Source organism: Sphingobium aromaticiconvertens, from assembly GCF_037154075.1.
Lineage (GTDB): Bacteria > Pseudomonadota > Alphaproteobacteria > Sphingomonadales > Sphingomonadaceae > Sphingobium > Sphingobium aromaticiconvertens.
In genome coordinates this window covers 3,896,492-3,920,569 of the sequence record NZ_JBANRJ010000001.1, presented here as the reverse complement: position 1 = coordinate 3,920,569, position 24,078 = coordinate 3,896,492, and the positions used below count along the sequence as shown (strand labels likewise).

The 24,078-nt window shown below is 63.6% G+C and carries 24 protein-coding genes and 1 pseudogene; 12 read left to right on the top strand and 13 right to left on the bottom strand.

Annotated features, from left to right (window positions below):
• Positions 1-66 precede the first annotated feature (66 nt).
• From WFR25_RS18835 to WFR25_RS18810, 6 genes and pseudogenes are all read left to right on the top strand, one after another.
• The gene (locus WFR25_RS18835; RefSeq protein ID WP_336972908.1) at positions 67-297 is read left to right on the top strand and encodes a hypothetical protein; all 231 of its coding nucleotides are present in this window, start codon (positions 67-69) and stop codon (positions 295-297) included.
• The gene (locus WFR25_RS18830; RefSeq protein WP_328804622.1) at positions 294-1,373 is read left to right on the top strand and encodes an ArsO family NAD(P)H-dependent flavin-containing monooxygenase; all 1,080 of its coding nucleotides are present in this window, start codon (positions 294-296) and stop codon (positions 1,371-1,373) included. Before WFR25_RS18835 ends, WFR25_RS18830 begins: the two co-directional genes overlap by 4 nt.
• 133 nt (positions 1,374-1,506) lie before the next feature.
• Positions 1,507-1,710: a hypothetical protein gene (locus tag WFR25_RS18825; protein ID WP_206377796.1), complete on the top strand. Its 204-nt coding sequence runs from the start codon at positions 1,507-1,509 to the stop codon at positions 1,708-1,710.
• 2 nt (positions 1,711-1,712) lie between these two features.
• Positions 1,713-2,768, top strand: a complete 1,056-nt coding sequence (locus WFR25_RS18820) for a permease (protein WP_169572575.1) — start codon at positions 1,713-1,715, stop codon at positions 2,766-2,768.
• A gap of 10 nt (positions 2,769-2,778) precedes the next feature.
• Positions 2,779-3,015, top strand: a complete 237-nt coding sequence (locus WFR25_RS18815) for a thioredoxin family protein (protein ID WP_336972906.1) — start codon at positions 2,779-2,781, stop codon at positions 3,013-3,015.
• A 219-nt stretch (positions 3,016-3,234) separates the two neighbouring features.
• A pseudogene (locus WFR25_RS18810) lies at positions 3,235-3,750 on the top strand (cation efflux transmembrane domain-containing protein).
• A gap of 199 nt (positions 3,751-3,949) precedes the next feature.
• Here the strand turns inward: WFR25_RS18810 and WFR25_RS18805 are convergent.
• The 4 genes from WFR25_RS18805 to WFR25_RS18790 are packed head-to-tail and all read right to left on the bottom strand — an operon-like array spanning position 3,950 to position 7,351.
• Positions 3,950-4,423 carry a Dps family protein gene (locus WFR25_RS18805; protein ID WP_169572581.1) on the bottom strand — a complete coding sequence of 158 codons (474 nt, stop codon included), beginning with the start codon at positions 4,421-4,423 and terminating at the stop codon, positions 3,950-3,952.
• 50 nt (positions 4,424-4,473) lie between these two features.
• Entirely contained in the window at positions 4,474-4,584 is a 111-nt protein-coding gene (cydX, locus tag WFR25_RS18800) for a cytochrome bd-I oxidase subunit CydX (protein ID WP_169572583.1), read from the bottom strand.
• 17 nt (positions 4,585-4,601) lie between these two features.
• Complete coding sequence (gene cydB, locus WFR25_RS18795; protein WP_169572585.1) at positions 4,602-5,750, bottom strand: cytochrome d ubiquinol oxidase subunit II; 1,149 nt, start codon at positions 5,748-5,750, stop codon at positions 4,602-4,604.
• 11 nt (positions 5,751-5,761) lie between these two features.
• The gene (locus tag WFR25_RS18790) at positions 5,762-7,351 is read right to left on the bottom strand and encodes a cytochrome ubiquinol oxidase subunit I (protein ID WP_169572671.1); all 1,590 of its coding nucleotides are present in this window, start codon (positions 7,349-7,351) and stop codon (positions 5,762-5,764) included.
• Positions 7,352-7,469: 118 nt separating this feature from the next.
• On the opposite strand from WFR25_RS18790, the gene cydD reads away from it, so the two are divergent.
• Together cydD and WFR25_RS18780 are read left to right on the top strand one after the other, a co-directional pair.
• A complete protein-coding gene (gene cydD / locus WFR25_RS18785) occupies positions 7,470-9,041 on the top strand; it encodes a thiol reductant ABC exporter subunit CydD (protein WP_336972905.1) in 1,572 nt (523 codons plus the stop codon).
• On the top strand, positions 9,038-10,630 hold the full coding sequence (locus tag WFR25_RS18780; RefSeq protein WP_169572589.1) for an ATP-binding cassette domain-containing protein: 1,593 nt from the start codon (positions 9,038-9,040) through the stop codon (positions 10,628-10,630). The genes cydD and WFR25_RS18780 overlap by 4 nt, the downstream gene beginning before the upstream one ends.
• Here WFR25_RS18780 and WFR25_RS18775 read toward each other — a convergent pair.
• Together WFR25_RS18775 and WFR25_RS18770 are read right to left on the bottom strand one after the other, a co-directional pair.
• A complete protein-coding gene (locus tag WFR25_RS18775) occupies positions 10,627-10,998 on the bottom strand; it encodes an ArsR/SmtB family transcription factor (RefSeq protein ID WP_319024291.1) in 372 nt (123 codons plus the stop codon). The genes WFR25_RS18780 and WFR25_RS18775 overlap by 4 nt on opposite strands.
• Positions 10,995-11,657 carry a peroxiredoxin gene (locus WFR25_RS18770; protein WP_169572591.1) on the bottom strand — a complete coding sequence of 221 codons (663 nt, stop codon included), beginning with the start codon at positions 11,655-11,657 and terminating at the stop codon, positions 10,995-10,997. The genes WFR25_RS18775 and WFR25_RS18770 overlap by 4 nt, the downstream gene beginning before the upstream one ends.
• A 90-nt stretch (positions 11,658-11,747) precedes the next feature.
• Between WFR25_RS18770 and trxC the strand changes: the two genes are divergently transcribed.
• Entirely contained in the window at positions 11,748-12,203 is a 456-nt protein-coding gene (gene trxC / locus WFR25_RS18765; protein WP_169572593.1) for a thioredoxin TrxC, read from the top strand.
• A 232-nt stretch (positions 12,204-12,435) separates the two neighbouring features.
• Here trxC and WFR25_RS18760 read toward each other — a convergent pair whose 3' ends face one another.
• Positions 12,436-14,187, bottom strand: coding sequence for a chloride channel protein (locus WFR25_RS18760; protein WP_336972900.1), 1,752 nt, complete (start codon positions 14,185-14,187; stop codon positions 12,436-12,438).
• Positions 14,188-14,314: 127 nt separating this feature from the next.
• On the opposite strand from WFR25_RS18760, the gene lgt reads away from it, so the two are divergent.
• Positions 14,315-15,196: a prolipoprotein diacylglyceryl transferase gene (gene lgt, locus WFR25_RS18755; protein ID WP_419723214.1), complete on the top strand. Its 882-nt coding sequence runs from the start codon at positions 14,315-14,317 to the stop codon at positions 15,194-15,196.
• A 105-nt stretch (positions 15,197-15,301) separates the two neighbouring features.
• On the opposite strand, the gene WFR25_RS18750 is transcribed toward lgt, so the two are convergent.
• From WFR25_RS18750 to WFR25_RS18735, 4 genes are read right to left on the bottom strand one after another with little or no spacing between them, the layout of a single operon-like run.
• Positions 15,302-16,225, bottom strand: a complete 924-nt coding sequence (locus tag WFR25_RS18750) for an alpha/beta hydrolase family protein (RefSeq protein WP_169572597.1) — start codon at positions 16,223-16,225, stop codon at positions 15,302-15,304.
• A gap of 10 nt (positions 16,226-16,235) precedes the next feature.
• The gene (locus WFR25_RS18745) at positions 16,236-17,045 is read right to left on the bottom strand and encodes a sterol desaturase family protein (RefSeq protein WP_169572599.1); all 810 of its coding nucleotides are present in this window, start codon (positions 17,043-17,045) and stop codon (positions 16,236-16,238) included.
• Between the two features lies 1 nt (position 17,046).
• Positions 17,047-17,484 carry an EF-hand domain-containing protein gene (locus WFR25_RS18740; RefSeq protein WP_169572601.1) on the bottom strand — a complete coding sequence of 146 codons (438 nt, stop codon included), beginning with the start codon at positions 17,482-17,484 and terminating at the stop codon, positions 17,047-17,049.
• A 57-nt stretch (positions 17,485-17,541) separates the two neighbouring features.
• Positions 17,542-17,952: a hypothetical protein gene (locus WFR25_RS18735; RefSeq protein WP_043151028.1), complete on the bottom strand. Its 411-nt coding sequence runs from the start codon at positions 17,950-17,952 to the stop codon at positions 17,542-17,544.
• A 158-nt stretch (positions 17,953-18,110) separates the two neighbouring features.
• Here WFR25_RS18735 and WFR25_RS18730 point away from each other — a divergent pair, with 158 nt between their 5' ends.
• Both WFR25_RS18730 and WFR25_RS18725 read left to right on the top strand, forming a co-directional pair.
• Positions 18,111-18,827 carry a response regulator gene (locus tag WFR25_RS18730; RefSeq protein WP_043151026.1) on the top strand — a complete coding sequence of 239 codons (717 nt, stop codon included), beginning with the start codon at positions 18,111-18,113 and terminating at the stop codon, positions 18,825-18,827.
• Positions 18,824-20,215: an ATP-binding protein gene (locus WFR25_RS18725; RefSeq protein WP_336972895.1), complete on the top strand. Its 1,392-nt coding sequence runs from the start codon at positions 18,824-18,826 to the stop codon at positions 20,213-20,215. The genes WFR25_RS18730 and WFR25_RS18725 overlap by 4 nt, the downstream gene beginning before the upstream one ends.
• A gap of 286 nt (positions 20,216-20,501) precedes the next feature.
• Here WFR25_RS18725 and WFR25_RS18720 read toward each other — a convergent pair whose 3' ends face one another.
• Both WFR25_RS18720 and ppsA read right to left on the bottom strand, forming a co-directional pair.
• On the bottom strand, positions 20,502-21,227 hold the full coding sequence (locus tag WFR25_RS18720) for a DUF6629 family protein (RefSeq protein WP_048576667.1): 726 nt from the start codon (positions 21,225-21,227) through the stop codon (positions 20,502-20,504).
• A 313-nt stretch (positions 21,228-21,540) separates the two neighbouring features.
• A complete protein-coding gene (gene ppsA, locus WFR25_RS18715) occupies positions 21,541-23,958 on the bottom strand; it encodes a phosphoenolpyruvate synthase (RefSeq protein ID WP_336972893.1) in 2,418 nt (805 codons plus the stop codon).
• Between the last annotated feature and the right edge of the window lie 120 nt (positions 23,959-24,078).

Sequence of the window (24,078 nt, the reverse complement as noted above, 5' to 3'; positions counted from 1 at the left end):
CGGGCGATAAATCGTCTGAGGCGTTTCGAACAGGGGTCGGTCGTTACGGCTCCTCTAGAGACTCTCATGCACGATAGCTTTTCGCGGGAGGTGAAGATCAAGCTGGCACTTGAAAATTGCTCCGCCTTAAAGGGCTTCATCAATGTCATGGAGGAACTGGTCTCGGTTCTCTATCTTCCTGCGACGCATGCCATACATACGATCGATCGCGATTTGGAGCGCAAGGAGGCCCGCGCCCCGCTTGATCCGCCCAGCGTGTATTCGATCGCCATTGCGTCGCAGACAGTCCGAACGTGACACTCTTCGAAAAGGATATCGTCGTCATCGGCGGCGGGCAGGCCGGTCTTTCGATGGGCTGGCATCTGCTGCGGTCCCAACGCGACTTCGTTGTCCTTGACGACGGGACGCTGCCCGGCGGGGCCTGGCGCCATGGCTGGGATTCGCTGCGGCTGTTCTCGCCGGCGGCCTATAGCTCGCTGCCGGGATGGCAGATGCCTCCGCCAGGCCATTATGGCTTCCCCACCCGTGATGATGTGATCGCATATCTCGCGGCCTATGAGACGCGATACGACTTTCCGGTCGAACGCCCCGTCCAGGTGTCACAGCTGCACAAGGCGGACGATGGCCGGCTGCGAGTCGAGACGGATCGCGGAAGCTGGCTGGCGAAGACGGTGATCGGGGCGACGGGAACCTGGAGCCACCCCTTTATCCCGGACATTCCCGGCCGTTCCAGCTTTGCCGGCATCCAGCTCCACTCCGCGCACTATGTCCGGCCCGACGTTTTTGCGGGCAAGACGGTGCTGGTGGTCGGCGGCGGCAATTCGGGCGCGCAGATCCATGCCGAGATCTCGCAAGTGGCGCATTCGAACTGGGTTACGCAAAGCCCGCCGGTCTTCCTGCCCGATGATGTCGATGGGCGTGCGCTGTTCGAGCGCGCCACGGCCATGCATCGTGGCGAAGCCATTGCCGGACCCGCGCTCGGCTTCGCGAACATCGTCATGGTGCCTCCGGTTCGCGAGGCGCGGGATCGTGGCGCGCTCGCCAACGTGCGGCCATTTATTCAGATGACCCCAAATGGCGTTGTCTGGCCCGAAGCGGCGGAAACGAAGGTCGATGCTATCATCTGGTGCACCGGCTTTCGCGCCGCGCTGGGTTTTCTGGGCGATCTTGGATTCGTCGGCGATGACGGGCGCGTGGCGGTAAATGCTCTTGGCCAGGCCGAAGCGGAACCGCGGCTCTGGCTGCACGGCTATGGTGACTGGACCGGCTTTGCTTCCGCCACGTTGATCGGAAGCGGACGCAGGGCTCGCGCGATCGTGCGGGCCATCGTCGCGAGCGACGCGGCGCAAGCAGCAAGCACGGCCTTTAGGTAAATATGCGGATATTGGCATGGGCAGGCGCGGCATATCGAGGTTGCATGCTTGTCACCAACCCCATGGCCGCCTGTCCGAGCCAATTTGCCCGGGGCCCTCGCCGTTCTTTGGGACGGCGAAGACCACTGTGTCTGTGAGCTCATGGAAGTCCTCGACGTCTCCCAGTCGCGCAGGTCGCGACAAATGGGGCGGACTCAAGGCCACCGGTCTCCTCGTCGACCGGCGCGATACCCAATGGGCGCGCTATCACCGTAATCCCCGAATCGCGCCAGAGATCGCGGCGATCGTCACGGCGATGCTGGATGCGCTCCCGTCCGATGCTGGAAAGGCGCTCTGAGAATGGCGACGCGATCGACCGCCCCCTCGCCGTGGCGGCGGTCGGCGTCGGCCTGGAGCATGGGCTTGATCGTCACGCTGATCGCTTGGTTTGCGATCTATCGCCAACTCCAGCCCTTTTCCAACTGGGCCGCTGCCCATCTGCCGATCCAGCCGGGCACATCGCTGGCCGAGGCCGTCTCCTTCTTCCTGTATGACACCGCCAAAGTGTTGATGCTGCTGACCCTTGTGGTCTTCGCCATGGGCGTGGTTCGCACTTGGTTTTCTCCCGAGCGAACCCGCGCCATCCTCACGGGGCGGCGGGAAGGCTTTGGAAATGTGGTGGCGGCCGGGCTGGGTATCTTCACGCCCTTCTGCTCCTGCTCCGCCGTCCCGCTGTTCGTGGGGTTCGTCTCGGCAGGGATCCCGCTGGGGGTGACTTTCTCCTTCCTGATCGCGGCTCCGATGATCAACGAGGTCGCGCTTGGCCTGCTCTTCGCCCTGCTCGGCTGGAAGGTGGCACTGACCTATTTGGCGTTCGGACTCAGCATCGCGATCGTCGCCGGCTGGGTGATCGGCCGCCTCCACCTCGAAGGCTGGCTCGAAAGCTGGGTGCGCGACCTGCGAACCGCGCCCGTCGATCTCGAGGCGCAGCGGTTGAGCCTAGTCGACAGGTTCGAAGCGGGATGGGATGCCGTTCGCGACATTGTGGGCCGCGTGTGGATCTGGATCATCGCGGGTATCGCGGCAGGCGCCTTCATCCATGGTTATGTGCCGGCCGAGCTTCTGTCCCGTATCATGGGGCAAGGCGCATGGTGGTCGGTGCCGGCCGCGGTCCTCCTGGGCATTCCGATGTATTCCAATGCCGCCGGGATCATTCCCGTCGTGGAGGCGCTGCTGGGCAAGGGCGCCGCGCTGGGAACGGTGCTGGCCTTCATGATGTCGGTTATCGCGCTGTCGCTCCCCGAAATGATCATCCTGCGCAAGGTGCTCAGCATCAGGCTGATTTTGGTTTTCATCGGGGTGGTCGCGACCGGCATCCTGGCGGTCGGCTTTCTCTTCAACGCCCTCTTCGCCTGAAAGGACAGTCATGAAGAACATCAAGATACTCGGCGCCGGATGCAAGCGATGCCAGGCAACGGAGGACATGATTCGGGCAGAAGCCGGCAAGCTTGGTGTGGACATGACGATCGAGAAAGTCACCGACTATGCCGCAATGGCGCAATTTGGCGTGATGTCGACGCCCGCCGTCGTGATCGACGGGAAGGTTGTGCATGCTGGCGGGCTGCCCAAGCAAGAAGACATCGGTAAGTGGCTGGGGGCGTGAGGCCGGTCCAGCGCCTTTTTTCCTTTGCGGGACGAACTCAACGCGCAACCTGCTCGCCATCAAGCTTAGAATAGGTGATCCGGAGGAAAAGTATGAACTGGCCACTCCATCTTCGGTAAGCCACTTGATCACGCCGGTCGGCACCAACCATAGTGCATATTCATGCCCACGAACGCATTGTGCTTCACGATATCGGCGCCGGCGTTCAAATGAGCGGTCATATTCAATGTCGCCCATATTTTGATCGAGGCGACCGCAGGACTCAAGATCGGTTCACTCGTGCTTCTTGCCGATGCCGGGCATAACCTGATCGACGTTGCTGGGCTGCTGATCGCATGAGGGGCAGCGACTGCCGTCCGAAAGCGGCAATCGGAGCGCTTACCTAATGGGTTGGGCCGCTCCGCCATCCTTGCTGCGCTCGGCAACGCAATCGCGATTCTGATAGGCGTGGGTGCGGTGGCCCTGGAAGCCTTCGAGCGCTTTTCGACGCCGGTTGAACCGCTGGCCCTGCCTACCCTAATCATTTTCGCCATTGGCATCGCTATCAATACCGGAACGGTGCTGCTCTTCCAAAAAGACGGAAGAACGATTTCAATGCAAAGGTGCCTTCCTGCACATGGCAGCCGACACCGGGGCATCGGCGGGCGTCGCGATCGCTCCGGAGGTCTTCTCGCAACGGGCTGGCTGTGGCTCGATCCGCTTGTCGCGACTCTGGTGAGCCTCTTCTTCGCATAGACATCGTTCGGATCGCTCAAATCGTCCTTGGGATTTTCGTTAGACGCCGAGCCGGCTTCGGTGAAGAAACGTGCGGTCGACAAATGTTTTTGATCCCGACCGGGTGTCACGGCCGTCCACGATCCCCACTGGATTGCGGCGACTCTGCCTGCTACCGCGTGCCGGATCGGCATATGCAGAATCAGTTACGAGATGTGCCTCAATCTTCGAGCAGGGCGCGCAACATCCACGCCGACTGCTCATGCACGCCGATCCGCTGGGTCAGGAGGTCGGCTGTAGGTTCGTCGCTGGCGGCCTCGACCACTGCATAGAGGCCTCGCGCGGTTCGCGCCGTCGCTTCATGGCCTTGCGCCAGGATGGCGACCATCTCGAGCGCCTTGGGGGGCGTCGCCGGAGCGTCGGGAAGCGAACTCAGCTTGGCATATTGGCCGTAGGAGCCCGGGGCGGGATGGCCCAGTGACCGGATGCGCTCGGCGATCGGGTCCACCGCATTCCACAGTTCGGTATATTGCGCCATGAACATCGTGTGCAGGCTGTTGAACATCGGCCCGGTGACGTTCCAGTGGAAATTATGCGTGGTCAGGTACAGCGTATAGGTGTCCGCGAGCAGGTGGCTGAGGCCGTCGCTGATCGCTGCACGATCCGTATCACTGATGCCGATGTTGAGGCTCATGGCTGTCTTCCAATCTTCACTGGGAATGTTGTTCGTGGGTCTTGCCCACGCTAAAGCGTCATGTCTTCGTCTGGGTCGGTATGGAATTCATGCCAGAGCCCGTTGAGGATGCCGAAGGCGACGGCCAGGCCAAGGCCCAATACCCAAGTAAAATACCACATGGTCGATGTCCTCGAGATCAGTAGAAGTCCGGGTTGGTGCCGACGTCCTTGAGCGTGATGCGCCCGAACAGCACCTTGTAGACCCAAGCGGAGTAGAGCAGCACGACCGGCAGGAAGACCAGCGTGACCAGCAGCATGACGAACAGCGTCAAATGGCTGGAGGATGCGTTCCAGACGGTCAGGCTGGAGGCCGGGTCGATCGAGCTGGGCAGGATGAAGGGGAACATCGATAGGCCCACCGTGGCGATGATGCCGAGCGTGCCGAGCGACGAGCCGCCGAACGCCAGCGCTTCGCGGCCGGTCCGGATCCCAGCCAGCGCAATCAGCGGGCCTGCAAAACCAAGCACCGGCGCGACCAGCATCCAGGGATGGAGGGTGTAATTGCTCATCCATGCGCCGGGCGCGGCAATCATGGTCATCAGATGCGGGTTGGAGGGGCCCATCGGGTCCACCACGCCTGTCATGCGGAATCCCATGCCGCCGCGCGCCACCATTAAGCCCCCGATGGCAAAGAGCAGGATCGAAAGGATTGCCGCGATCTGCCCGAAACGCCGGGCACGGTCATGAACTGTGCCGCGTTCGATTTTGATCGCCAGCCAGCTTGCGCCATGCAGGACCAGCATCGCGACCGAGAGCAGGCCGGCCAGCAGCGAGAACGGGTGGAACAGGCCCAGCAGCGAGCCCTCATAGAAGGAGCGCAGGTCGCCATCCAGACGGAAAGGGATGCCGGTCAGCACATTGCCCACGGCCACGCCGAAGACCAAAGCCGGCACGAACCCGCCAACGAACAGCGCCCAATCCCACCGGCTGCGCCATGCCGCGTCGGGCCTCTTCGAGCGATATTTGAAGCCGACGGGGCGCAGGATCAGCGCGGCGAGCACCAGGAACATGGCAAGGTAGAAGCCGGAAAAGCTCACCGCATAGACGAACGGCCAGGCCGCGAAGATCGCGCCGCCACCCAGAATGAACCACACCTGGTTGCCCTCCCAGGTCGCGCCGATGGAGTTGATGACCATGCGCCGCTCCGCGTCGGTTTTGGCGACGAAGGGCAGCAGGGCGGCGACGCCGAGATCGAACCCGTCCGTCAAGGCGAAGCCGATCAGCAATAGGCCCATCAGAGCCCACCAGATCAGGCGGAGGGTTTCATAGTCGATGGGAGGCACCATGATCGCTCTCCTTATTCAGCGGGCAGCGGCGTGTAGCCGTGCCCCGCTACAGCAGCATCGGATTGCTCATTTTCATGGTCGAGCGGTCCCTTGCGGATCGCCGCCAGCATGAGCCGCACCTCGATCATCGCCAGCGTGCCATAGAGCAGCGTGAACCCGATGATCGTCGTCCAGAGTTGGCCGACCGTCAGGCTGGAAGCGCCCAGGAAAGTCGGCAGCACACCCTCGATCGCCCAAGGCTGGCGTCCGATCTCTGCAAGCACCCAGCCGAACTCGGCGGCGAGCCAGGGAAGCGGAATGATCCAGACCGCAGCCCGCATGAACAGGCGGCAGAAGCCGTTGACGCATCCAAAGCGCCGGATCGAGGCCATGTAGAAGGCGGCGCCGAAGAAGGCGATGAAGAAGAAACCAAGGCCGGCCATCACCCGGAACACCCAGAACATGACGGGCACGTTTGGCACCGTGGACCATGCGGCCTGGACGACCTGGTCCGGCGTGGCATTGCGCGGATCGGCGACAAAGCGCTTGAGCAGCATGGCATAGCCGAGATCGAGCTTGTGCCGCTCGAACTGCTCGCGCGCGACCATGTCGGTGCGATTGACCTTCAGCTTCTCGACCGCGTCATAGGCCTGGATGCCATTTTCGATCCGGCCCTGCGCCTTGGCGACAAGTTCCGTGATACCCTCAACCTGGCCGGTCAGGCTGCGCGTCGAGATCAGGCCCAGCACATAGGGGATCTTGATCTCATAGCGTGTGTCGCGCCCTTCGAGGCTGGGTATGCCGAAGATGGCGATGCCGGCAGGCGCGGGTTCGGTGTGCCACATGGCCTCGAGCGAGGCCAATTTCATCTTCTGGTTGTCCGTAAGTGCGTAGCCAGACTCATCGCCCAGCACGACGACCGAGAGCGACGATGCAAGACCGAAAGCGGCGGCGACGGTGAAGGAGCGCTTGGCGACGGCGACCCATTTGCCTTTCAGCAGATACCAGGCCGAAACCCCGAGCACGAAGACCGACGCCGTTACATAGCCGGCGCTTACCGTGTGAACGAACTTCGCCTGCGCCACCGGATTGAACAGCACCGCCATGAAGTCGGTTACTTCCATGCGCATCGTGTCCGGGTTGAAGCGCGAGCCGACCGGATGCTGCATCCAGCCATTGGCGATCAGGATCCACAGCGCGGAAAGATTCGATCCGAGCGCCACCATGAAGGTGGTGAAGAGGTGCTGGCGCTTCGACAGCTTGTCCCAGCCGAAGAACATCAGGCCCACAAAGGTGGCTTCGAGGAAGAAGGCCATTAGGCCTTCGATCGCCAGCGGCGTACCAAAGATATCGCCGACATAATGGGAGAAATAGGACCAATTGGTGCCGAACTCGAATTCCATGGTGAGGCCCGTGGCGACGCCGAGTACGAAGTTGATCCCGAACAGCTTGGCCCAGAAACGAGTGACCGTCCGCCAGATTGGCCGGCCGGTCATCACATAGATGCTCTCCATGATCACCAGCATGAAGGACAAGCCGAGCGTCAGCGGCACGAACAGGAAGTGATAGAGCGCGGTCAGCGCAAACTGCAGGCGCGAAAGCTCGATTACTGCCATATCCACCATTGGCGGAACTCCTGTGCGGTCGGTTGCGGCATCCTGCCCACCGAGTCAGTCGCGATATTGATTAGTCATTAGGCGTAAGTATGTATATGAACAAGCACCCTTTGGTGCGAAACTGATGCGAACGAGGCGCGCTTCCCTGTTATGGCTGGTGGACGGAGTGTTGGCCGTCTGTGTGGCCGCAGCAGTCGCTATCGCCATTTCGACGCGGGCCGGAAATCGTGAACATTACGTAGTCGCGCTCCTCCTGCTCGCCGCCGCTGCCGCAACGCGCGCAGCTCTCCAGATAACGGCCTTCTCTCAGGGGCACCGGGACGCGGCTCGTGCAAAGCGCGCATGGCGATCGCCTGCATTCGGCGCGGTGCTGCGCGCTGCTGCCGGCTCGCGACGGATGCTCGGGGAGCAGGTCGCCGATGCTATCGACCGGATAGAGGACATTGACGGCTATCATGCGCGCTTCTTACCGTTGCGTTTTGCGGCGGTGGCGACGCCCTTGCTGATCGCGGCATCCGCAGCGCTGGCGAGTTGGATTGCAGCGGCCATTCTCCTGGCGACGCTGATCCCCTTTGCCCTGGGCATGGCGCTGGCGGGATCCGTGGCGAGCCGGGCAGCCGCTCGGCAGCTCGACGTACTGGGGCGGCTCTCGGGACTGTTTATCGATCGCATCAGGGCGCTCCCCTTGATCCTTGGCTTTGGCGCGCAGGATCGGATTACGCGCCAGCTTGCCGAGGCGACACAGGAGGTCGCCCGGCGCACCGTCGCGGTTCTGCGCATCGCCTTTCTCTCCGGGGCGATCATCGAGTTCTTTGCCGCGCTGTCGGTTGCAATGGTCGCGGTCTATTGCGGTTTCAATCTGCTCGGGCTGCTGCCCTTTCCCGTGCCCGAGACGCTCGACCTGAGCCGCGCCCTCTATGTCCTCATCCTTGCGCCTGAATTCTATCTGCCGATGCGCCGCCTAGCCGCAGCCTATCACGACAAGCAGGTCGGCGAGGCGGCGATCGAGCGTCCGGCCGCCCTGACTCCGGGGACGGTGGTCGCCACGTCGCCGGCCCATATGCTGGCGGCTCCGCCCGCCATCAGGTTCAAGTCAGTCGTTATCGATTATGGCGAACGAAGAGTGGGACCGATTTCGATGCACATTGCCGGTTGCTGCGTGACGGCGCTCTCGGGTCCGACCGGAACGGGCAAGTCGAGCCTGCTCCACGCGCTGTTGGGGCTGGCGCCGGTGGTCGCTGGCGATATTCTTCTCGACGGACGCCCACTCTCGCCGGAGGCGCTTCGCGGGGAGGTCAGCTGGGCCGGTCAGGCGACGGCGCTCGTGCCGGGAAGCCTAGCCGACAATATCCGCCTCGCACGTCCCCATGCGAGCGACGCGGAGGTCGAGGATGTCGCACGGCGCGCGGGACTGATCGAGGTCGCGCAGACCCGAAGGGCGGGCCTTGCAACCCTCATCGGCCCACGCGGATCGGGCCTCTCGGGCGGCGAGCGCCGGCGCGTCGGCATTGCCCGGGCGATGCTCCGCGACGCCCCGCTGTGGCTCCTCGACGAACCCACCGCCGATCTCGACGAAGGCTCCGCGATGGAACTGGCCCGGCACATAGTCGAGGCGGGCAGGGGGCGCACGGTTCTCCTCGTCACCCATAGCGCCGCGATCGCCGCATTGGCCGATCATCGCGTGGTGATCTCATGAATCGCGAACTGGCGGCGCTCCTGGCGGATGTGTCAAAGCCACAGCAGCGTGCAAGCCGCGTCGCGCTGTGTTGCGCGGCGACTGCCGCGACCGCGGCGATCTTGCTGCTGGGGCTTGCAGGCTGGTTCATCACCGCCGCGGCCCTTGCCGGGGCGGCGGGAATAGCCGCGATCCAGGCGTTCAACTATCTGATCCCCAGCGCCGCGATCCGCCTGCTCGCGATCGTACGGACCGTCACGCGCTACGGCGAAAGACTCTATGGGCACAAGGCTGCGCTGTTCGCTCTTGCTGCCCTCCGGGCCCGACTGTTCGGGCGCCTGATCAACGCGTCGTCGCCAGAATACACCCGGTCTGCTGGCGAGGCTGGCGCGTTGCTGCTGCAGGACGTTGACGCGCTCGAGGATCGCTTCGTCCGCGCGCCAGCCTATTTCGCCGGGATGTTCGGTGCAGCCACGGCGTTGGCGCTGGCGCTGCCCGCCGGACCGCACGCTTTTCTTGCGTTGTTCGTCATCATGGCTGCGGGAGTCCTGGCCGCGCGATCGTTCGCCCGGCGTGTGCTGCCGCGCCGGGCGCTCGACATCCAGGAGCAGATCGCGCGGCTGAAGCAGGATTTCGTCGAGTATGCAGCGGCGTCGCCCGAGATCGCCGCTTATGGATTTGGTCCCTCGATCGAGGCGCTGCTGGCGCGGCAGGCCGCCCGGCTCGATGACGCCCGTGTCAGCTTCGCTCGGAATGAGGCGCTGCTCGGCGCGGGGGTATCCGCGCTGGGCGGCCTCGCCATTGCGACGATGATTGCCCTGTCGCAGGCAAGCCTTCCCCTCACCCTGCTTGCCGCCCTCGCAGCCGCAGGGGCGCTCGAAGCGCTCGGCGCCACGATCAGGTCCCTCGGCCGCGACGCCGTCGTCGCGGCAGGCCTGGAGCGGCTGGCGCAACTCGCCGGTATTCCTGGGCCCACGGCGGCGCCTGTCCCTTTGGTCGGTGAGAGCATTGCGCTGGGCGACGATCCGCGCTCGGTCATTCTTGCAAAGGGTGATCGGCTCGCGATCACGGGCCGGTCCGGGGCGGGCAAGACTAGTCTGCTGGAGTGTCTCGCCGGCTGGCGCACCACAGGTGGCCATAGCTTGCGGATCGATCAGCGGCCACTTGCCGAATGTCCGCCCGAGGCGCGACGGCGCCTATTCGCGCTCTCGCCGCAGGATGGAGGAATGATCGCCGGCACCATTGCCGACAATTTGAGGCTGGCGCGGCCTGGCCTTGCAGACGAGGCCCTCTGGCACGCGCTCGGCATAGCCTGTCTGGCAGATGACGTTCGCGTCATGCCCGAGAGACTGTTGACCTGGATTGGCGACGGCGGTGCCCGCCTGTCGGGAGGACAGCGCAAACGGCTGTCCCTGGCGCGCGCACTGCTGGCTGGGCGACCCTGGCTGCTCCTCGACGAGCCGAGTGAGGGGCTTGATCCTGCCACGGAGGCGGCGCTCTGCGGCAACCTGGATTCCTGGCTGCGGGATACTGGAAACGGACTGGTTCTGGTCACCCACCGTTCCGCGATGCTGCCACTTGCACATCGCTTCCTGGAGCTGCCCGATTAAAGGATCTTCGCGAACGTGGCCGCCGAACCGCGCGCGGGGATGGCCTTGATGGGTTCGGCTCCCGAGGTCTTCATCCCGGCCAGATCTGCCATGAAGGCGGCCGTGCCGGCCAGTGCCGTCGGCGCGAGGTCGTAATAGACCTGTTTTGCGGCGCGGCGCGTCCTGACGAGTTCCGCCTTGCGCAGGATCGCCAGCTGCTGCGAGAGACCGGGCTGGCCGATCCCAGTCAATGCTTCGAGTTCGCCCACCGATTGCTCACCCCGTATGCGCAACGCGTCGATCAGCCTTAGCCGTGTTTCGTGGCCCAGGATGCGCATCACCTCGGCAACTGTCTCCAGCTCGATTTCCGACAAGGGCTTAGCCGTCACGTCGATGCGTCCTTCCGATCGGGACGAGATCTGTGAAACCAGAGCGGATCGGCTGCGCCGGCAAGAAGCGCGGCCTGATCGGCATGGGGCGGCAAAAGCACATCGTCGCCCGGACGCCAGCCTTCGGGCGTCACTACATTATCGGCATCGACCCGCTGCAACGCGGCAAGCACGCGCAGCATCTCATCAACCGACCGACCGACCGTCGCGGGATAGCAGATCATCGCTCGGATGATGCCATCGGGATCGATGAAATAGGTCGAGCGCATCGTCGCTGCGTCGGGGGAACGGTCCGAGATCATGCCATAGGCCCGGCCGATGATCAGCGAGGGATCCTCGACGATCGGAAAGGCGACCCTCACGTCGAAAGCATCGCGAATCGCCCTGATCCAGCCCAGATGCGCGTAAAGGCTATCGACAGACACCGCGAGCAGCTTGCAACCGAGCGCCTCGAACCGCTCTGACGCCCGTGAGAGCGCGACGAACTCGCTCGTACACACCGGCGTGAAATCCGCCGGATGCGAGAACAGTATCAGCCAGCGACCCCGGAAATCCGACAGGCTGACCGTGCCCATCGTGCTACGCGCCTGGAAATTGGGTGCCGCGTCTCCGATCTGCAAGATATCTGGCGTCTGGGCGGTGGCCGTCGCATCGTTCATTCACGTCTTCCGTTCCATAGCCATCTTGGCAATCGTGATCTCTTGATTACATAAGTCATGTAATCAACTAAATGGCCGGAGTAAAGCCGCATGACAGCAATCCAGTCCGATCCGGCCCTTGTGGTGTGTCCGCGATGCGTTTCGGTTAATCGGGTTCCGGTGCGAAGACTTGACCAACATCCTCAGTGCGGCCGCTGCAAGCAGCCGCTCTTTCGGGGTGAGCCGATCGTCGCGGACTCGCACGCGTTTGCGCGCCACGTCGAAGCCGGCTCATTGCCGGTGCTGGTTGATTTCTGGGCGCCCTGGTGCGGGCCTTGCCGCGCGATGGCACCCGCCTTTGCCGCCGCTGCCCAGGAACTCGAGCCCGGCATGCGGTTGCTCAAGATTGATACCCAGGCAGAGGAGGCCGTTGCCGCGCGATTCGCCATCCGCTCCATTCCGACGATGATTCTCTTTGCCAATGGTCACGAAATCAAGCGCACGGCGGGTGCAATGGATCGTCAGTCCATCATTGCCTGGGCAGATCGTAATCGCCCATCTTCCTGAGCGGTGAATTGGGGACCGAAGGGTAGCGTGCGGGAAGTTCAGCAAAAATCTCCTGAAAGGGTTGGCCTTTGGCAGGGTCACTCAAGATACGCCCGTCGAAGGCTTGGCGTGAAGATCGGACCGAAGCGGCACTCGTGTTCCGACAGCGGCAACCGATTCATAACAGCGGACTGGCATTGCGCTGTCTGGATAGGCATGGCCGAGGGCGGACTCTGTCGGCTTCGCGGCTTGCCTAGTCCTCCCCATAGAGGTCGCGCTGCACGCGGTCGATCTCGTCGGCATAGCGCTTGCGCACATATTTTTCGGTCAACATGCCGAGGATACGACCTTCCGGATCGATAACGGCGAGATCGTCGGCACCGCTGTCGTCGAAGCGCTCCATAATCGCGCCGATCGTCAGTTCGGGCGACAAGGTCACGTCCTTCAGGATCGCGAGTTCCGACACCGGACGCTCGCCTGCGTCGGTGTCGGCAAAGACCGCAGCTGTGGGAACCAGCCCCGCATAATGGCTGGCTTCGTCCTCGAGCAGGACGCGACTCGTCGAACCCAGGGGGAACTGCGCCTTGAACTCTGCCATGGGCAGCGTCGACAAGGCTGTGGCCGGCGCAGCGCGCATCATCCGCCGTGCGGTCAGAGAACGCATCCAGCCGATGTCGCGCGCGCTTCTGATCACTTCGCCCCTAAGGTGGAGGCGCCAGGTTGAGAAAGAATAGCCGAACCGCTCGCGGACGAGTGCGCTCGAGCACAGGGTCGCTGTGAGGACGATCGCCGTGATCTCGAAATCATGGGTTGCCTCCAGGACGAGGAGCGACATCGTCATCGGGCCACCGACAACCGCGACCGCGAGGCCCGCCATGCCGACAAGCGCCGCATCCACCGGTGATAAAGGGATCACGCCGGGGATGAGCGCCCACAGTTCTGCGAAAATCTGGCCGAGCAATGCACCGAGAAACAGGGAAGCAAAGAACAGGCCACCGCGAAATCCGAAGCCGAGCGACACGATCGACGCCAGGCACTTCAGCGCGAAGACAAGCGCCAGCGCACCCAGGGCCAGTTCGCCACCGATGGTCAGGTGCAGGGCCCCATGTCCGGCCGAGAGTGCGTGCGGCGAGATCATCGCGATCGGAATCAGGATCAAACCGCCAATGGCTGGACGCGACCATTCGGGAAGTACACTGCGCCTAACGACCGCCTCGACGAGCGAGACCAGGCGCATGAGCGCGATACCGACAACCGCCGAGATCAGGCCGAGCCCGGCATAGAGCAGATAATCGACGGTGGCGAGATTCTGGCTGCTCGTTGCGGCGATGAGATAAGCAGCGGTGCCTAGTGTGCGAGCCGTGATCACAGCGGCGAGCGTGGCGGCGACGACAGGTGCGATGCTGGCGGGTGTGTAGGCTCCGATGACGATCTCGAAGGCGTAGAAGGCCCCGGTGAGAGGCGCACCGAATGCCGCGCCAATCGCGGCGCCGGCTCCCGCGCCGACCAGCACGCGCAGGTCGTTGCGGCGCAGGTTGAGCCATTGGCCGATGAGCGAGGCAACGCCGCCGCCGGCCTGCGCATAGGCAGCTTCGAGCCCGACGGACGCGCCGCAGCCGTTCGAGATCAACGTCTGGCCGGATACGAGCATGGTGTCGCGGAACGGAATGCGGCCGCCATGGAGGGCGTTGGCTTCGACTACGTCTATCGCCGTGCGCTTGTGGTAGCGGACGGTGAGAATGATCGCCCCGAGCAGCAGTCCTCCCAGGGGCAGAGCCAGCAATCGCCCTGGCGAAATCGTTGCAAGGCCGCTCAGTCGATCCTCGACGTCGAAATGATAGAATGTCGACTGCAGGAAATGCGCGACAGTGCCGAGGATTGCCGCGAGCAGCCCGGCAGCGATGCCGACACCGATCGAAAGCAAAATGAAGCCTGCTTCGCTCAAGCGGAAAAGGCGGCGCGCGAGCGAAAGAAGTGCGGTGGGGCGCAGCAGGCGTTCACTCATGGGAAACTGGCTGCGCTTTCGGCACCAAATGTGACGGAAATGATTGGAAACATGGAAAGGATTACCGTTGAGCGCGAGTCCGAATATTGGAAAGAGGCTAGATCCCCCCTTAGATCGGACCAGCGTCATGAGTCTCGCGGGCTATGTCCCAAACGCGATCTATTTTTCGTCGCTTCATCTCAATCCCGTGCTCGTCCAGGTCGGTCCGTTCGCGCTGCGCTGGTACAGTCTCGCCTATATCGCCGGCATCCTGCTCGGCTGGTTATATCTCGTCCGCCTTTTGGACGAGAATGCGGCGCCGATGACTCGAGAGCATGCCAACGCGCTCGTCACATGGGCGACGGCGGGCATAGTGATCGGCGGGCGCCTTGCCTATGTGCTCTTCTACGATTTTGCCACCTATCTGGCTCATCCACTGAATGTCCTGCGTCTCTGGGCGGGCGGAATGTCCTTTCATGGTGGCGCGCTGGGTGTCGCCATCGCCATCTTCCTCTTCGCCCGTCGCCATCGCCTCGATTGGCTGCGGATCATCGACTATGTAGCGATGTCCGCACCGATCGGACTGTTTCTCGGCCGGCTTGCAAACTTCGTAAACGGAGAACTGTGGGGGCGACCGACCACCCTGCCCTGGGGGATCGTATTTCCCGGTGCCGGCCCTCTGCCGCGCCACCCAAGCCAGCTTTATGAAGCGATGCTCGAGGGACCGCTCCTGTTCGCGATGCTATGGTGTTTGTTCCGGTTTACCGGAGCACGGCGGCGCCCCGGCCTTCTGTGTGGCGCGTTTGTGCTCGGCTATGGCGTTTTCCGCTTCCTCGTTGAGTTTGTCCGCGAGCCTGATCAGCAACTCGTCGCCTTTGCCGTCCATTCAGGGCTTCACATGGGTCAGTGGCTCTGCGTACCCATGATTCTGGGTGGGTCCTGGCTGGTTCTGCGGGCGGTTTTAACTCCGGCGCCGACGTGCACCCGGCACCCGGCACCCGGCACCCGGCACCCGACAGGTAAATCCTAACTGCGGGTGTGCAGTGGCTTTTTCGCACCTGCGCGACATTAGGTCTGGGGGAAGCCGACCGCTTGAGCTTGATGGGTGCTCCAATCCCCGGAACTGGGTCGAGGTTCAGCGATGTTCGAGCCGATCGCCAGCGACCAAGCCCACGTCATCCGCGTCGAGCTGGCGCTTCGCCGCTTCATCGCCCAGCAAGGTCCAGCGCCAGAAGGCGATCGTCGCGTCGATGACCACCGCCTGGATATGGGCGTTCGGTGCGGGACGGCCATCACCCCGGCCGTTGAAGTCCATGTGGGTGGCGCCGTCGAGCACCAGCAGATATTTGCCGCCGGGCGGCATGGCGCGATACGGGCGCTCGCGGTCAGCGGGCCTGATCTGCGGGGTCAGTGGAACGCTGTCGTCCGTTCCGGTGATCGAGAAGAAGGGAATCTGCACGTCGGCGAACGCCGCTTCCGTCGAGCCCCGGAACGGCGGCGAAGGACTGAAAGCGATCGCTGCCTTCACGCGATGGTCCGTGTAGGCATTGCTGCCAGCCATCGGGAAATGCTGGCCTGCGATCGCCTGGGTGGTATGCGCGCCGAAGCTGTGACCCGACATGCCGATCCGCGAGAGATCGAGGCGGCTGAGATCGCATCTACCCTCGCGCCCCTTGCGGCCGAGTTCGTCGATGACGAAGTGGACATCCGTAATGCGGGAAACGAGCTGCTGCGGCGACATCGCGCCGCGCACCGCGCCGCCGCGCAGGATGCTCCGGTCGCTGCCGGGGTGCTGGAGGTTGACGACCGCAAATCCGGCGCTGGCCCAAGCCAGCGCCCAGAGCATGCCCGAATCCACCGAGCCGCCGAGGCCATGGCTGAACAGGATGACGGGCACCTTGCCCGACCCTTCCGGCATGCGGATGCGGACGGGCACCGTGCGGGTGCGGGCGCTATCCACCCAGCTGGCCTCGCACACTGGGCCGGGCGACGTTGTCGCCCAGGCGGTTGACGATGGGGTGAGGCTCAGTGCGGCTATCAGGATCAGAATGATTTTCATGAACTTTTCCTCAGGGCGCGCCGAACAGGGCGCGCGCTAGCTGGCGCGGTCCCCTGGCCACGGCGGCGTCCCGGGCAATGTAGCTCCACTCGCGCAGCGCCAGCCGGATCGGATTGGCCGTCGCCTCGCGATGGGCCAGGCCGTAGCGGATCGGTTCATCGGGCCGTTCGGTCGCAAGTGTCCCGAACAGACGGTCGAAGACGATCAGCACGCCGCCATAGTTGCGGTCGATATAGGCAGGGTTCGACGCATGATGCAGCCGGTGGTGCGCGGGCGTATTGAAGATCCATTCCACCGGGCCGAGCCTGCCCACCGCTTCGGTGTGCAGAAAAAACTGGTAGCGCAGGTTGAGCGCAAGCAGCCCGAACACCAGCCGCGGATCGAACCCTGCGAACACCAAGGGAACATAGAAGATCCAGCCGGCCGAGAAGAGATTGGTCCAGCCGAGCCGCAAGGACGACAGCAAGGTCATCTGTGTGGCCGAATGATGCACCGAATGCGACGCCCATAGCCAGCGCACGCGGTGGCTGGCGCGGTGAAACCAGTAATAGGCGAATTCGACCGCGGGGAAGCCCGCCGCCCAGGTTCGCCAGTCGTCGAGCGGCAAGCGGATTGGCGCGATCGTCCACGCCGCCGTGAATAGGCCGCCCAGCAGCAGCGCGTTGAGCGCGGCAAACGGGATGTTGCCGGCAACGATACCGAGCGTCGTGAGCGCCGTACGGGCATCATAGCCATGCCCCTTGCGCATACGCCAGGCCACCTCGGCCAGCACCAGCGCCAGCATCATTGCCAACCAGACGGGCGAGCGCTCGGGGCTCATGTCAGTTCGCTCCGTCCCGCATCTGGGCCATGGCGGTGCGGGCTGCGGCGAGCTCTGCGCTGTCGATAGCGCCATCATTGTTGCTATCGGCACGCTCGAAGATGGGTGCCGGAGCCGATGCCATCTCGGCTCTGGTCAGCCGGCCGTCCCGATTGGCGTCGGCCTGCGCGATCATGGCCTCCAGGCGGTCCACCGCCTGCGGGCGGAATTTGGCGAGGCGTGCGAAATCGGCCTTGCTGATCGCGCCGTCATGGTTGCGGTCCATCGTGTCGAAGCGAGCCGTGCGCGCAGCGGAGAATTCGGCGCGGGTGATGATGCCGTCATGATTGGCATCGGCCTTGTCTAACGCCGCAGCGCCGTCGCCGCCCCCGAAGCGCTGGGCGCAGGCGGGCGTGGCGACAGCCGCGGTTGCAGCGATCAGGATGAAAAATCGGGTCATCGGGAATTCCTTCGACTGGGTGGCCGCGCCCCGGGAGAAGAGCGCGGCCGGGGGCAATCAATAGGGATCGCGATTGACCGTGCCCGACACCGAGGTGCTGGTGCCGTCGCGGCGGGTGCGGGTCGAAGCATAGCTCGCGGTGCCGTCGCCATTGTTGGTCGCGGTCGTGCTGCGGCCGAAGCTCGTGCCGTCGTTGAGCGTGGTCGTGCGGCCGCCATTATAGCTGCCGTCGCCCCAGTTGGCGCTGCGGTTGCTGTTGTAGCCGCGCCCATTGTTGGTCTGAAGGCTGCGGTTGATCGAGGTGCTGCCGGGCTGGCGTGAGACCGAGCGCTGCTTGACATAGCCGCGGCCGCCCGAGCCCTGGACGCTCACCACGCGACCACGCTGGCGGGCTTCCGCAGACGTGGCGACGGTGGCGCTGGCGACCGCTGCCGTCGCGGCTGCGATCAGGAAGAGTTGCTTGTACATGGATACGCTCCTTGATTGTCCGACGGTCTGACCGCCTTCAATCGGTATGGGTGTGTTGCGTAAGCCTGGTGCTGCACCACGGTAACGGACGGTGACGAATTGTAACGCACTGCCGCACGCTTATTCCATCCTCCGTCGCAACGCGGCACAAACACTTCATGGAGACAAGTTTCATTGCCGTCGTCGAGGACGACAACGAGATCCGGTCCTTGGTGACCGGGCTGCTCGTGCGCGAAGGTTTCGAAGCGATCGGTTGCCGCACCGCGGTGGAGTTCGACCGGTTGATCGAGCGTCAGCGGATCGATCTCGCGATCCTCGATATCATGCTGCCGGGCGAGGACGGCCTGTCGCTGTGTCGGCGATTGCGCGCTCGCGGGGATGTGCCGGTACTAATGGTCACCGCCAAGGGCGACGACGTCGATCGCATCGTCGGGCTCGAGATCGGCGCCGACGACTATCTGCCCAAGCCATTCAATCCGCGCGAGCTTGTGGCCCGCGTGCGGGCCATCCTGCGGCGCACGCGGGACGCCCAGCGGGTCGTGCCGGCATTGCGGTCCGAGCGGTACGTCTTCGCCGGTTGGATGCTCGACGCGGGTTCGCGCGCGCTCACCGATCCCGACGGCAGCCTGATCGATCTGACTGGCGGCGAATATGACCTGCTGCTGAGCCTCGTCACCCACGCGCAGCGCGTGCTCAACCGCGATCAGTTGCTCGACTGGACGCGCGGGCGCAGCGCCGGCCCTTATGACCGGGCGGTCGATGTCCAGCTCAGCCGCCTGCGCCGCAAGCTCGCCGAGCATCCGACCGGCGAGGCGCTGATCAAGACCGTGCGTGGCGGCGGCTATATCTTCACGCCCACGGTCCTGAGCCGATGACGATCGGGTCCAATCTCTCGCTGCGCATCACCGCCATCCTGCTCGGGGGCTTCGTGCTGCTCCAGATGCTGATCTGGGTGGTGATGGCGCTCCCCTCGCGCGGGGACGATCAGCGCCCCTATAATCTGCCGCTGCCGACCGAGGCGCGGACGATGGTCGACACGCTGGAGGCCGCACCGCCGGCCCGCCGCGCATCGCTCGTCACGATGTTCAATGGCTCGCTCTATACCGTGCGGATTCTACGCGAGCCGCCGCCGGCGCCAGCCACGCAGCGCGAGGGGCTGGATCGTCTGCGCATCGACTATGCAGCGGCGCTGCCCGGTCGTGATATCGGCCTTACCGGACGACGGCCGCTGCTTGGCCGCATGGCGGGGACACGCCCCTGGACCAGCCGCTTCTTCGCGCCGATCACGCTTACCGTGCCGATGCGCGGTGGCGATCTGCTTGCGGTCGACAGTCGGCCCTCGATGGTGGTGCGGGCCTATCTGCGCCAGCGCGCGTTCCTCGGCGCCGTCGGCGGACTGCTGGTGCTTGGTGTACTGGCGCTCGCGGTTCGCCAGACGACACGGCCGCTGGTCCGGCTATCGGCGGGCGTCCGCCGCTTTACGTCCGATCTCGACACGCCCGACCTCCCCGTCGCCGGATCGCGCGAGATGCGCGATCTCTCGGCCGCCTTCAACGAGATGAAGGCCAGGATCGGTGGGCTGATGGCGGAGCGCACGCGCATGCTGGCGGGAATCGCTCACGACATGCGTACCTATCTGACCCGGCTGCGGCTGCGCGCCGAGTTTATCGACGACAGCGAGCAGCGTGCGAAGGCCTCCGCCGATCTCGACGAAATGGCGGAACTGCTCGACGACACGCTGCTGCTCGCGAAGCGGGATGGCCGAGCGACACCGCAGCCCCAACGCATCGATCTGGCGACAGAACTCGCCGCGATCGCTGCGCTGCGCGTCGACATGGGCGATGCCGTCACGCTCGGCGCCATACCTTCCGATCTCGCGATCGAAGCGACGCCGATCTCGCTTCGCCGCATGCTCGCCAATCTGATCGACAACGGCGTGCGCCATGGCGGCCACGTGTCGATCGAGGCAAGCGCAGATGATCAGACCGTCACGATTTCGGTCGCCGATGACGGACCCGGCGTTCCGCCCGAGACGCTGGAGCGGCTGGGCGAGCCGTTCGGGCGGCTCGACCCTTCGCGCAACCGTGAGACCGGGGGCGCCGGGCTTGGCCTGGCAATCGTCCGCGCATTGGCCGATCGCGAAGGTGCTGCCATCCGCTTTGCGAACCAGCCCAAAGGCGGCTTTGTCGCTACAGCAACTTTCCCACGAGACAACCCGAACGTTTCGCGCTCTACCCGATCATCAAAAGTCCGGGCGGGGTGACGGGGCGGATGCCCCGCCGCCGCGCGGCACGCGCGCACAACGCAACTTCAGCTAGAAAATTCCGATGCATCGTGGGTCATTCATGCGAACAATCTCGATCAGGTATTTCGCGTCTTGGCTGACGGGACGCACCGGCAATTTTCGATGGCTTGCTCCAGGCGCGGACGTCAGAGGTAGACGCTTCCCCTGAGCCGGCGGTCTCAACATTGCCCGGTTCCTCAGGGCGGCGATAAGGGCGAGGCCAGCGGGTCGATTGCAGAGATCCCAATCAACCAGCCTCTGGTGTTCAATCGGTCCCCACAAGAGCTGACCTGCCCGGACGTAACCAGGCGAGAAGGAACGGCCTGAGGTTTGGTGAAGCGCCGTTGGGCGTCTCGATATCAATGTTCAGACGCTTGAATTGCCAATAGATCATCACGCTCATGATCGCGGCGTAAAAACACCAGACAGAAGCAAATGCGTATTCTTTGACGATCTGTGCGACCGTCAGCGCAATGACGTTCACCACGCCGTAGGCTTTGACGACGCGATGGGTGGACAGCAGCAGAGCGCCGCACGTCGCTATAATATACAGGCAGGATATCCAGAAATCGCCGGTCAGCGGATTGCGGTAGGCGATCGAGTTCTGCTCGACAAAGACCTGGCTCGGAAAGAATATCAACCCGTAAACGTCCCACACACATACGAGCGCGCCGACGGCGGTCAGGCCGAGAATGGCCTTTCTGCGCCAGCCGGGTGGCTCCATCAACACGACAGCGGCTGGCATCAGCAGGGGCAGTATCCCCTGCGCATAGAGCATGAACAGGAAGGCGACATGATCAAGCGCAAGCTTGTCGATATGCCTGTCAAGGCCGAGCCAGACGAACCCTTCGGAGAATTGGTGAACCGCGAACAGCATCGGCACGGAAGCGAACAGGAGGGCGCGCGGCTCCCGGACATGCCGCAATGTCGCCACGCCGATCGATCCAATCACGGCGCTGGCGATAAAGCTGGAACTGGCTGAAAAGCACATGTCGTCATTCCCCGAAAAGGGGCGCGGACCCCTGACAAGCGCTTCCTGTGTCATACACAAGCGTGATGCGGCGATCTTTGGCGTCTTCGCTGCCGCGGTCCAGCTTCAATTTAAGTGAAAGGCCGCGAGTAGGATTTATCTATTCGGCTCCGCGATCGGGTCCCGGGCCCCTTTCTGGGCGGAGCGTCGCACCTGACAGACAACAGCGGCGCTGACCTTGGCGAATAACTGCGACCGGCGCCATCGCATCTGGTTTATCAAGGATACGGACATAAACGGAGATAGCCACGCGGGCGCAGGCGATTCATTCCGTTCACGCGGCCAGTACGGGAGCCGGCGTCGGCTCTGCACGAGGGGACTGTTCCGCCTGGCTGATATGGGCCATCGTCCGAACGAAGCTGTCGGGATTGAGCGAGATCGAATCGATGCACTCGGTCACCAGGAATGCCGCGAAATCGGGATAGTTGCTGGGCGCCTGGCCACAGATGCCGATCTTGATGCCGGCGGCATGCGCCTTTCGGATCGCTTCCGACACCATCCGCATTACGGCTTCGTCCCGCTCGTCGAACAGCGTCGCGAGCAGATCGGAATCGCGATCGACACCGAGCACAAGCTGGGTGAGATCATTCGACCCGATCGAGAAGCCGTCGAAGCGCTTGGCGAACTCTTCGGCGAGGATCACGTTCGAAGGGATCTCGCACATCATATAAACTTGGAGCCCGTTGTCCCCGCGGCGCAGGCCGTTCTCCGCCATCACCGCGAGCACCCGATCGGCTTCGGCCGGCGTGCGGCAGAAGGGGACCATGATGATCACATTGGTAAAGCCGAGCGTTTCGCGGACGTGCTTGAGTGCGCGACATTCAAGCGCGAAACCCTCGCGATAGCGCTCGTCATAATAGCGCGAGGCGCCGCGAAATCCGAGCATCGGATTTTCCTCCTCCGGCTCGAAGGCTCGACCACCCAGAAGGTGGGAATATTCGTTCGTCTTGAAATCGCTCAGCCGCACAATTGCCGGATACGGATGATAGGGGGCCGCCAGTTTGGCGATCCCGCGCGACAGGATTTCCACGAAATAGTCTGCCGGACTGGCATGCCCTCGAGTCAGCTCTCGGATCAGGCGGTTGTCCTCCGCGCTAACCCGCTCGGGATGGAGCAGGGCCATCGGATGCGCCTTGATCAGCGCGTTGATGATGAACTCCATGCGGGCAAGACCGACACCCTTGGCCGGGAGGCGCCACCACTGAAAGGCGGCGGCCGGATTGGCAATGTTGACCATCACGTCCGTCCTGGTCGTGGGAATGGCGCCCAGATCAATCTCTTCCCGGTCGAAAGCGAGAAGACCGTCATAGACGCTGCCGACATCGCCCTCCGCGCAGCAGAGCGTGATGGCCTTCTCCTGGCCGAGTACCGTCGTGGCGTTGCCGGTCCCCACGACTGCGGGAACGCCCAACTCGCGGCTGACGATCGCGGCATGGCTGGTGGCGCCGCCATGATCGGTGATGATGCCGGCCGCGCGCTTCATGATCGGCACCCAGTCGGGATCGGTCGTGCCGGTGACGAGGATCGCGCCGTCGCGAAACTGGCCGATGTCGGCGGCGTTGTGGATTACGCAGGCCTGCCCTGATGCGATCGCGCTGCCGATGGCGGCGCCGGTCACCAGCGGAGTGCCGCCCTTGGTCTTGAGCTGATAGCGCTGGAAGGACGAGCGGCTTAGCCCGGCCTGGACGGTTTCTGGACGTGCCTGGACGAGGTAGAGCAGGCCGGTCTCGCCGTCCTTGGCCCATTCCATGTCCATCGGCCGGCCGTAATGGGCCTCGACGATGACGGCCCATCGACCGAGTTCGAGGATGTCGTCGTCATCGAGCACGAAGGCTTCGCGTTCGGCGGGGCTGGTCTCCACGATGCGGGTGCGCTTGCTGCCTCCTTCGGCATAGCGCATCTTCAAGGCCTTCTTGCCAAGACTTTTCTCGATGATGGGACGCGCGTTCGCCTGTTCGAGCAGCGGCTTGAAGACAAGATATTTGTCCGGGTCGACGCTGCCCTGCACAACCGTTTCGCCCAGACCCCAGGCGGCGCTGATCACCGCCACGTTAGGGAAGCCGCTTTCGGTGTCGATCGAGAACATCACGCCCGATCCGGCAAGATCGGATCGCACCATCTGTTGGACGCCGATCGATAGTGCGACATCGAAATGGTCAAACCCCTTGGTCTGGCGGTAGCTGATCGCCCGATCTGTGAAGAGTGATGCAAAACAGCGACGGCAAGCATCGAGCAGGGCGCGGTGGCCCCGCACGTTGAGGAAGGTCTCCTGCTGACCAGCGAAGCTGGCGTCCGGCAGATCCTCTGCCGTTGCGCTGCTGCGGACCGCCACGGCGAGATTGGGGGCGCCAGCCCTGGTCTTGAGTTCGTCATAGGCCGTCTGGATGGCGTCGGCGAGGGCAGGGGGAACCTCGCTGTCAAGGAATAGAGACCGGATCGCATGGCCGGCTTCCTGGAGCGTCGCCTTGCCTTCCTCGTAGGTGGCGAGCTGCGCCCGGATCGCGGCTTCTATTCTGTTGGCCGCAATGAAGCTCCGATAGGCGTCGGCGCTCGTGGCGAAGCCATTGGGAACACGCACGCCCTTGCCCGAAAGCGTGCGCACCATTTCACCGAGTGAAGCATTCTTGCCGCCTACCGACGCGATATCGCCGATCCCGATCTTGTCGAACCAAAGTATCGGGCTCTCGGTCATTGTCTGGTCCACCTCTGTAGAGATGGAGGACGATATGTTCGCCCATGGTGGCTTGTCTGTCGGGGATGATACGTAGTGGCCGACGCACTGAAATCCGGCATGTCGAGAGGACGGGCGCAT

Coding starts and splice junctions, on each gene's coding strand:
- WFR25_RS18735 (WP_043151028.1), bottom strand. CDS start 17,952: ATGTACAAGCAACTCTTCCTGATCGCAGCCGCGACGGCAGCGGTCGCC.
- WFR25_RS18740 (WP_169572601.1), bottom strand. CDS start 17,484: ATGACCCGATTTTTCATCCTGATCGCTGCAACCGCGGCTGTCGCCACG.
- WFR25_RS18760 (WP_336972900.1), bottom strand. CDS start 14,187: ATGAGTGAACGCCTGCTGCGCCCCACCGCACTTCTTTCGCTCGCGCGC.
- trxC (WP_169572593.1), top strand. CDS start 11,748: ATGACAGCAATCCAGTCCGATCCGGCCCTTGTGGTGTGTCCGCGATGC.
- WFR25_RS18820 (WP_169572575.1), top strand. CDS start 1,713: ATGGCGACGCGATCGACCGCCCCCTCGCCGTGGCGGCGGTCGGCGTCG.
- cydX (WP_169572583.1), bottom strand. CDS start 4,584: ATGTGGTATTTTACTTGGGTATTGGGCCTTGGCCTGGCCGTCGCCTTC.
- WFR25_RS18730 (WP_043151026.1), top strand. CDS start 18,111: ATGGAGACAAGTTTCATTGCCGTCGTCGAGGACGACAACGAGATCCGG.
- WFR25_RS18720 (WP_048576667.1), bottom strand. CDS start 21,227: ATGTGCTTTTCAGCCAGTTCCAGCTTTATCGCCAGCGCCGTGATTGGA.
- WFR25_RS18780 (WP_169572589.1), top strand. CDS start 9,038: ATGAATCGCGAACTGGCGGCGCTCCTGGCGGATGTGTCAAAGCCACAG.
- WFR25_RS18835 (WP_336972908.1), top strand. CDS start 67: ATGCACGATAGCTTTTCGCGGGAGGTGAAGATCAAGCTGGCACTTGAA.
- cydB (WP_169572585.1), bottom strand. CDS start 5,750: ATGGTGCCTCCCATCGACTATGAAACCCTCCGCCTGATCTGGTGGGCT.
- WFR25_RS18815 (WP_336972906.1), top strand. CDS start 2,779: ATGAAGAACATCAAGATACTCGGCGCCGGATGCAAGCGATGCCAGGCA.
- ppsA (WP_336972893.1), bottom strand. CDS start 23,958: ATGACCGAGAGCCCGATACTTTGGTTCGACAAGATCGGGATCGGCGAT.
- WFR25_RS18770 (WP_169572591.1), bottom strand. CDS start 11,657: ATGAACGATGCGACGGCCACCGCCCAGACGCCAGATATCTTGCAGATC.
- WFR25_RS18725 (WP_336972895.1), top strand. CDS start 18,824: ATGACGATCGGGTCCAATCTCTCGCTGCGCATCACCGCCATCCTGCTC.
- WFR25_RS18745 (WP_169572599.1), bottom strand. CDS start 17,045: ATGAGCCCCGAGCGCTCGCCCGTCTGGTTGGCAATGATGCTGGCGCTG.
- cydD (WP_336972905.1), top strand. CDS start 7,470: ATGCGAACGAGGCGCGCTTCCCTGTTATGGCTGGTGGACGGAGTGTTG.
- lgt (WP_419723214.1), top strand. CDS start 14,315: ATGAGTCTCGCGGGCTATGTCCCAAACGCGATCTATTTTTCGTCGCTT.
- WFR25_RS18805 (WP_169572581.1), bottom strand. CDS start 4,423: ATGAGCCTCAACATCGGCATCAGTGATACGGATCGTGCAGCGATCAGC.
- WFR25_RS18750 (WP_169572597.1), bottom strand. CDS start 16,225: ATGAAAATCATTCTGATCCTGATAGCCGCACTGAGCCTCACCCCATCG.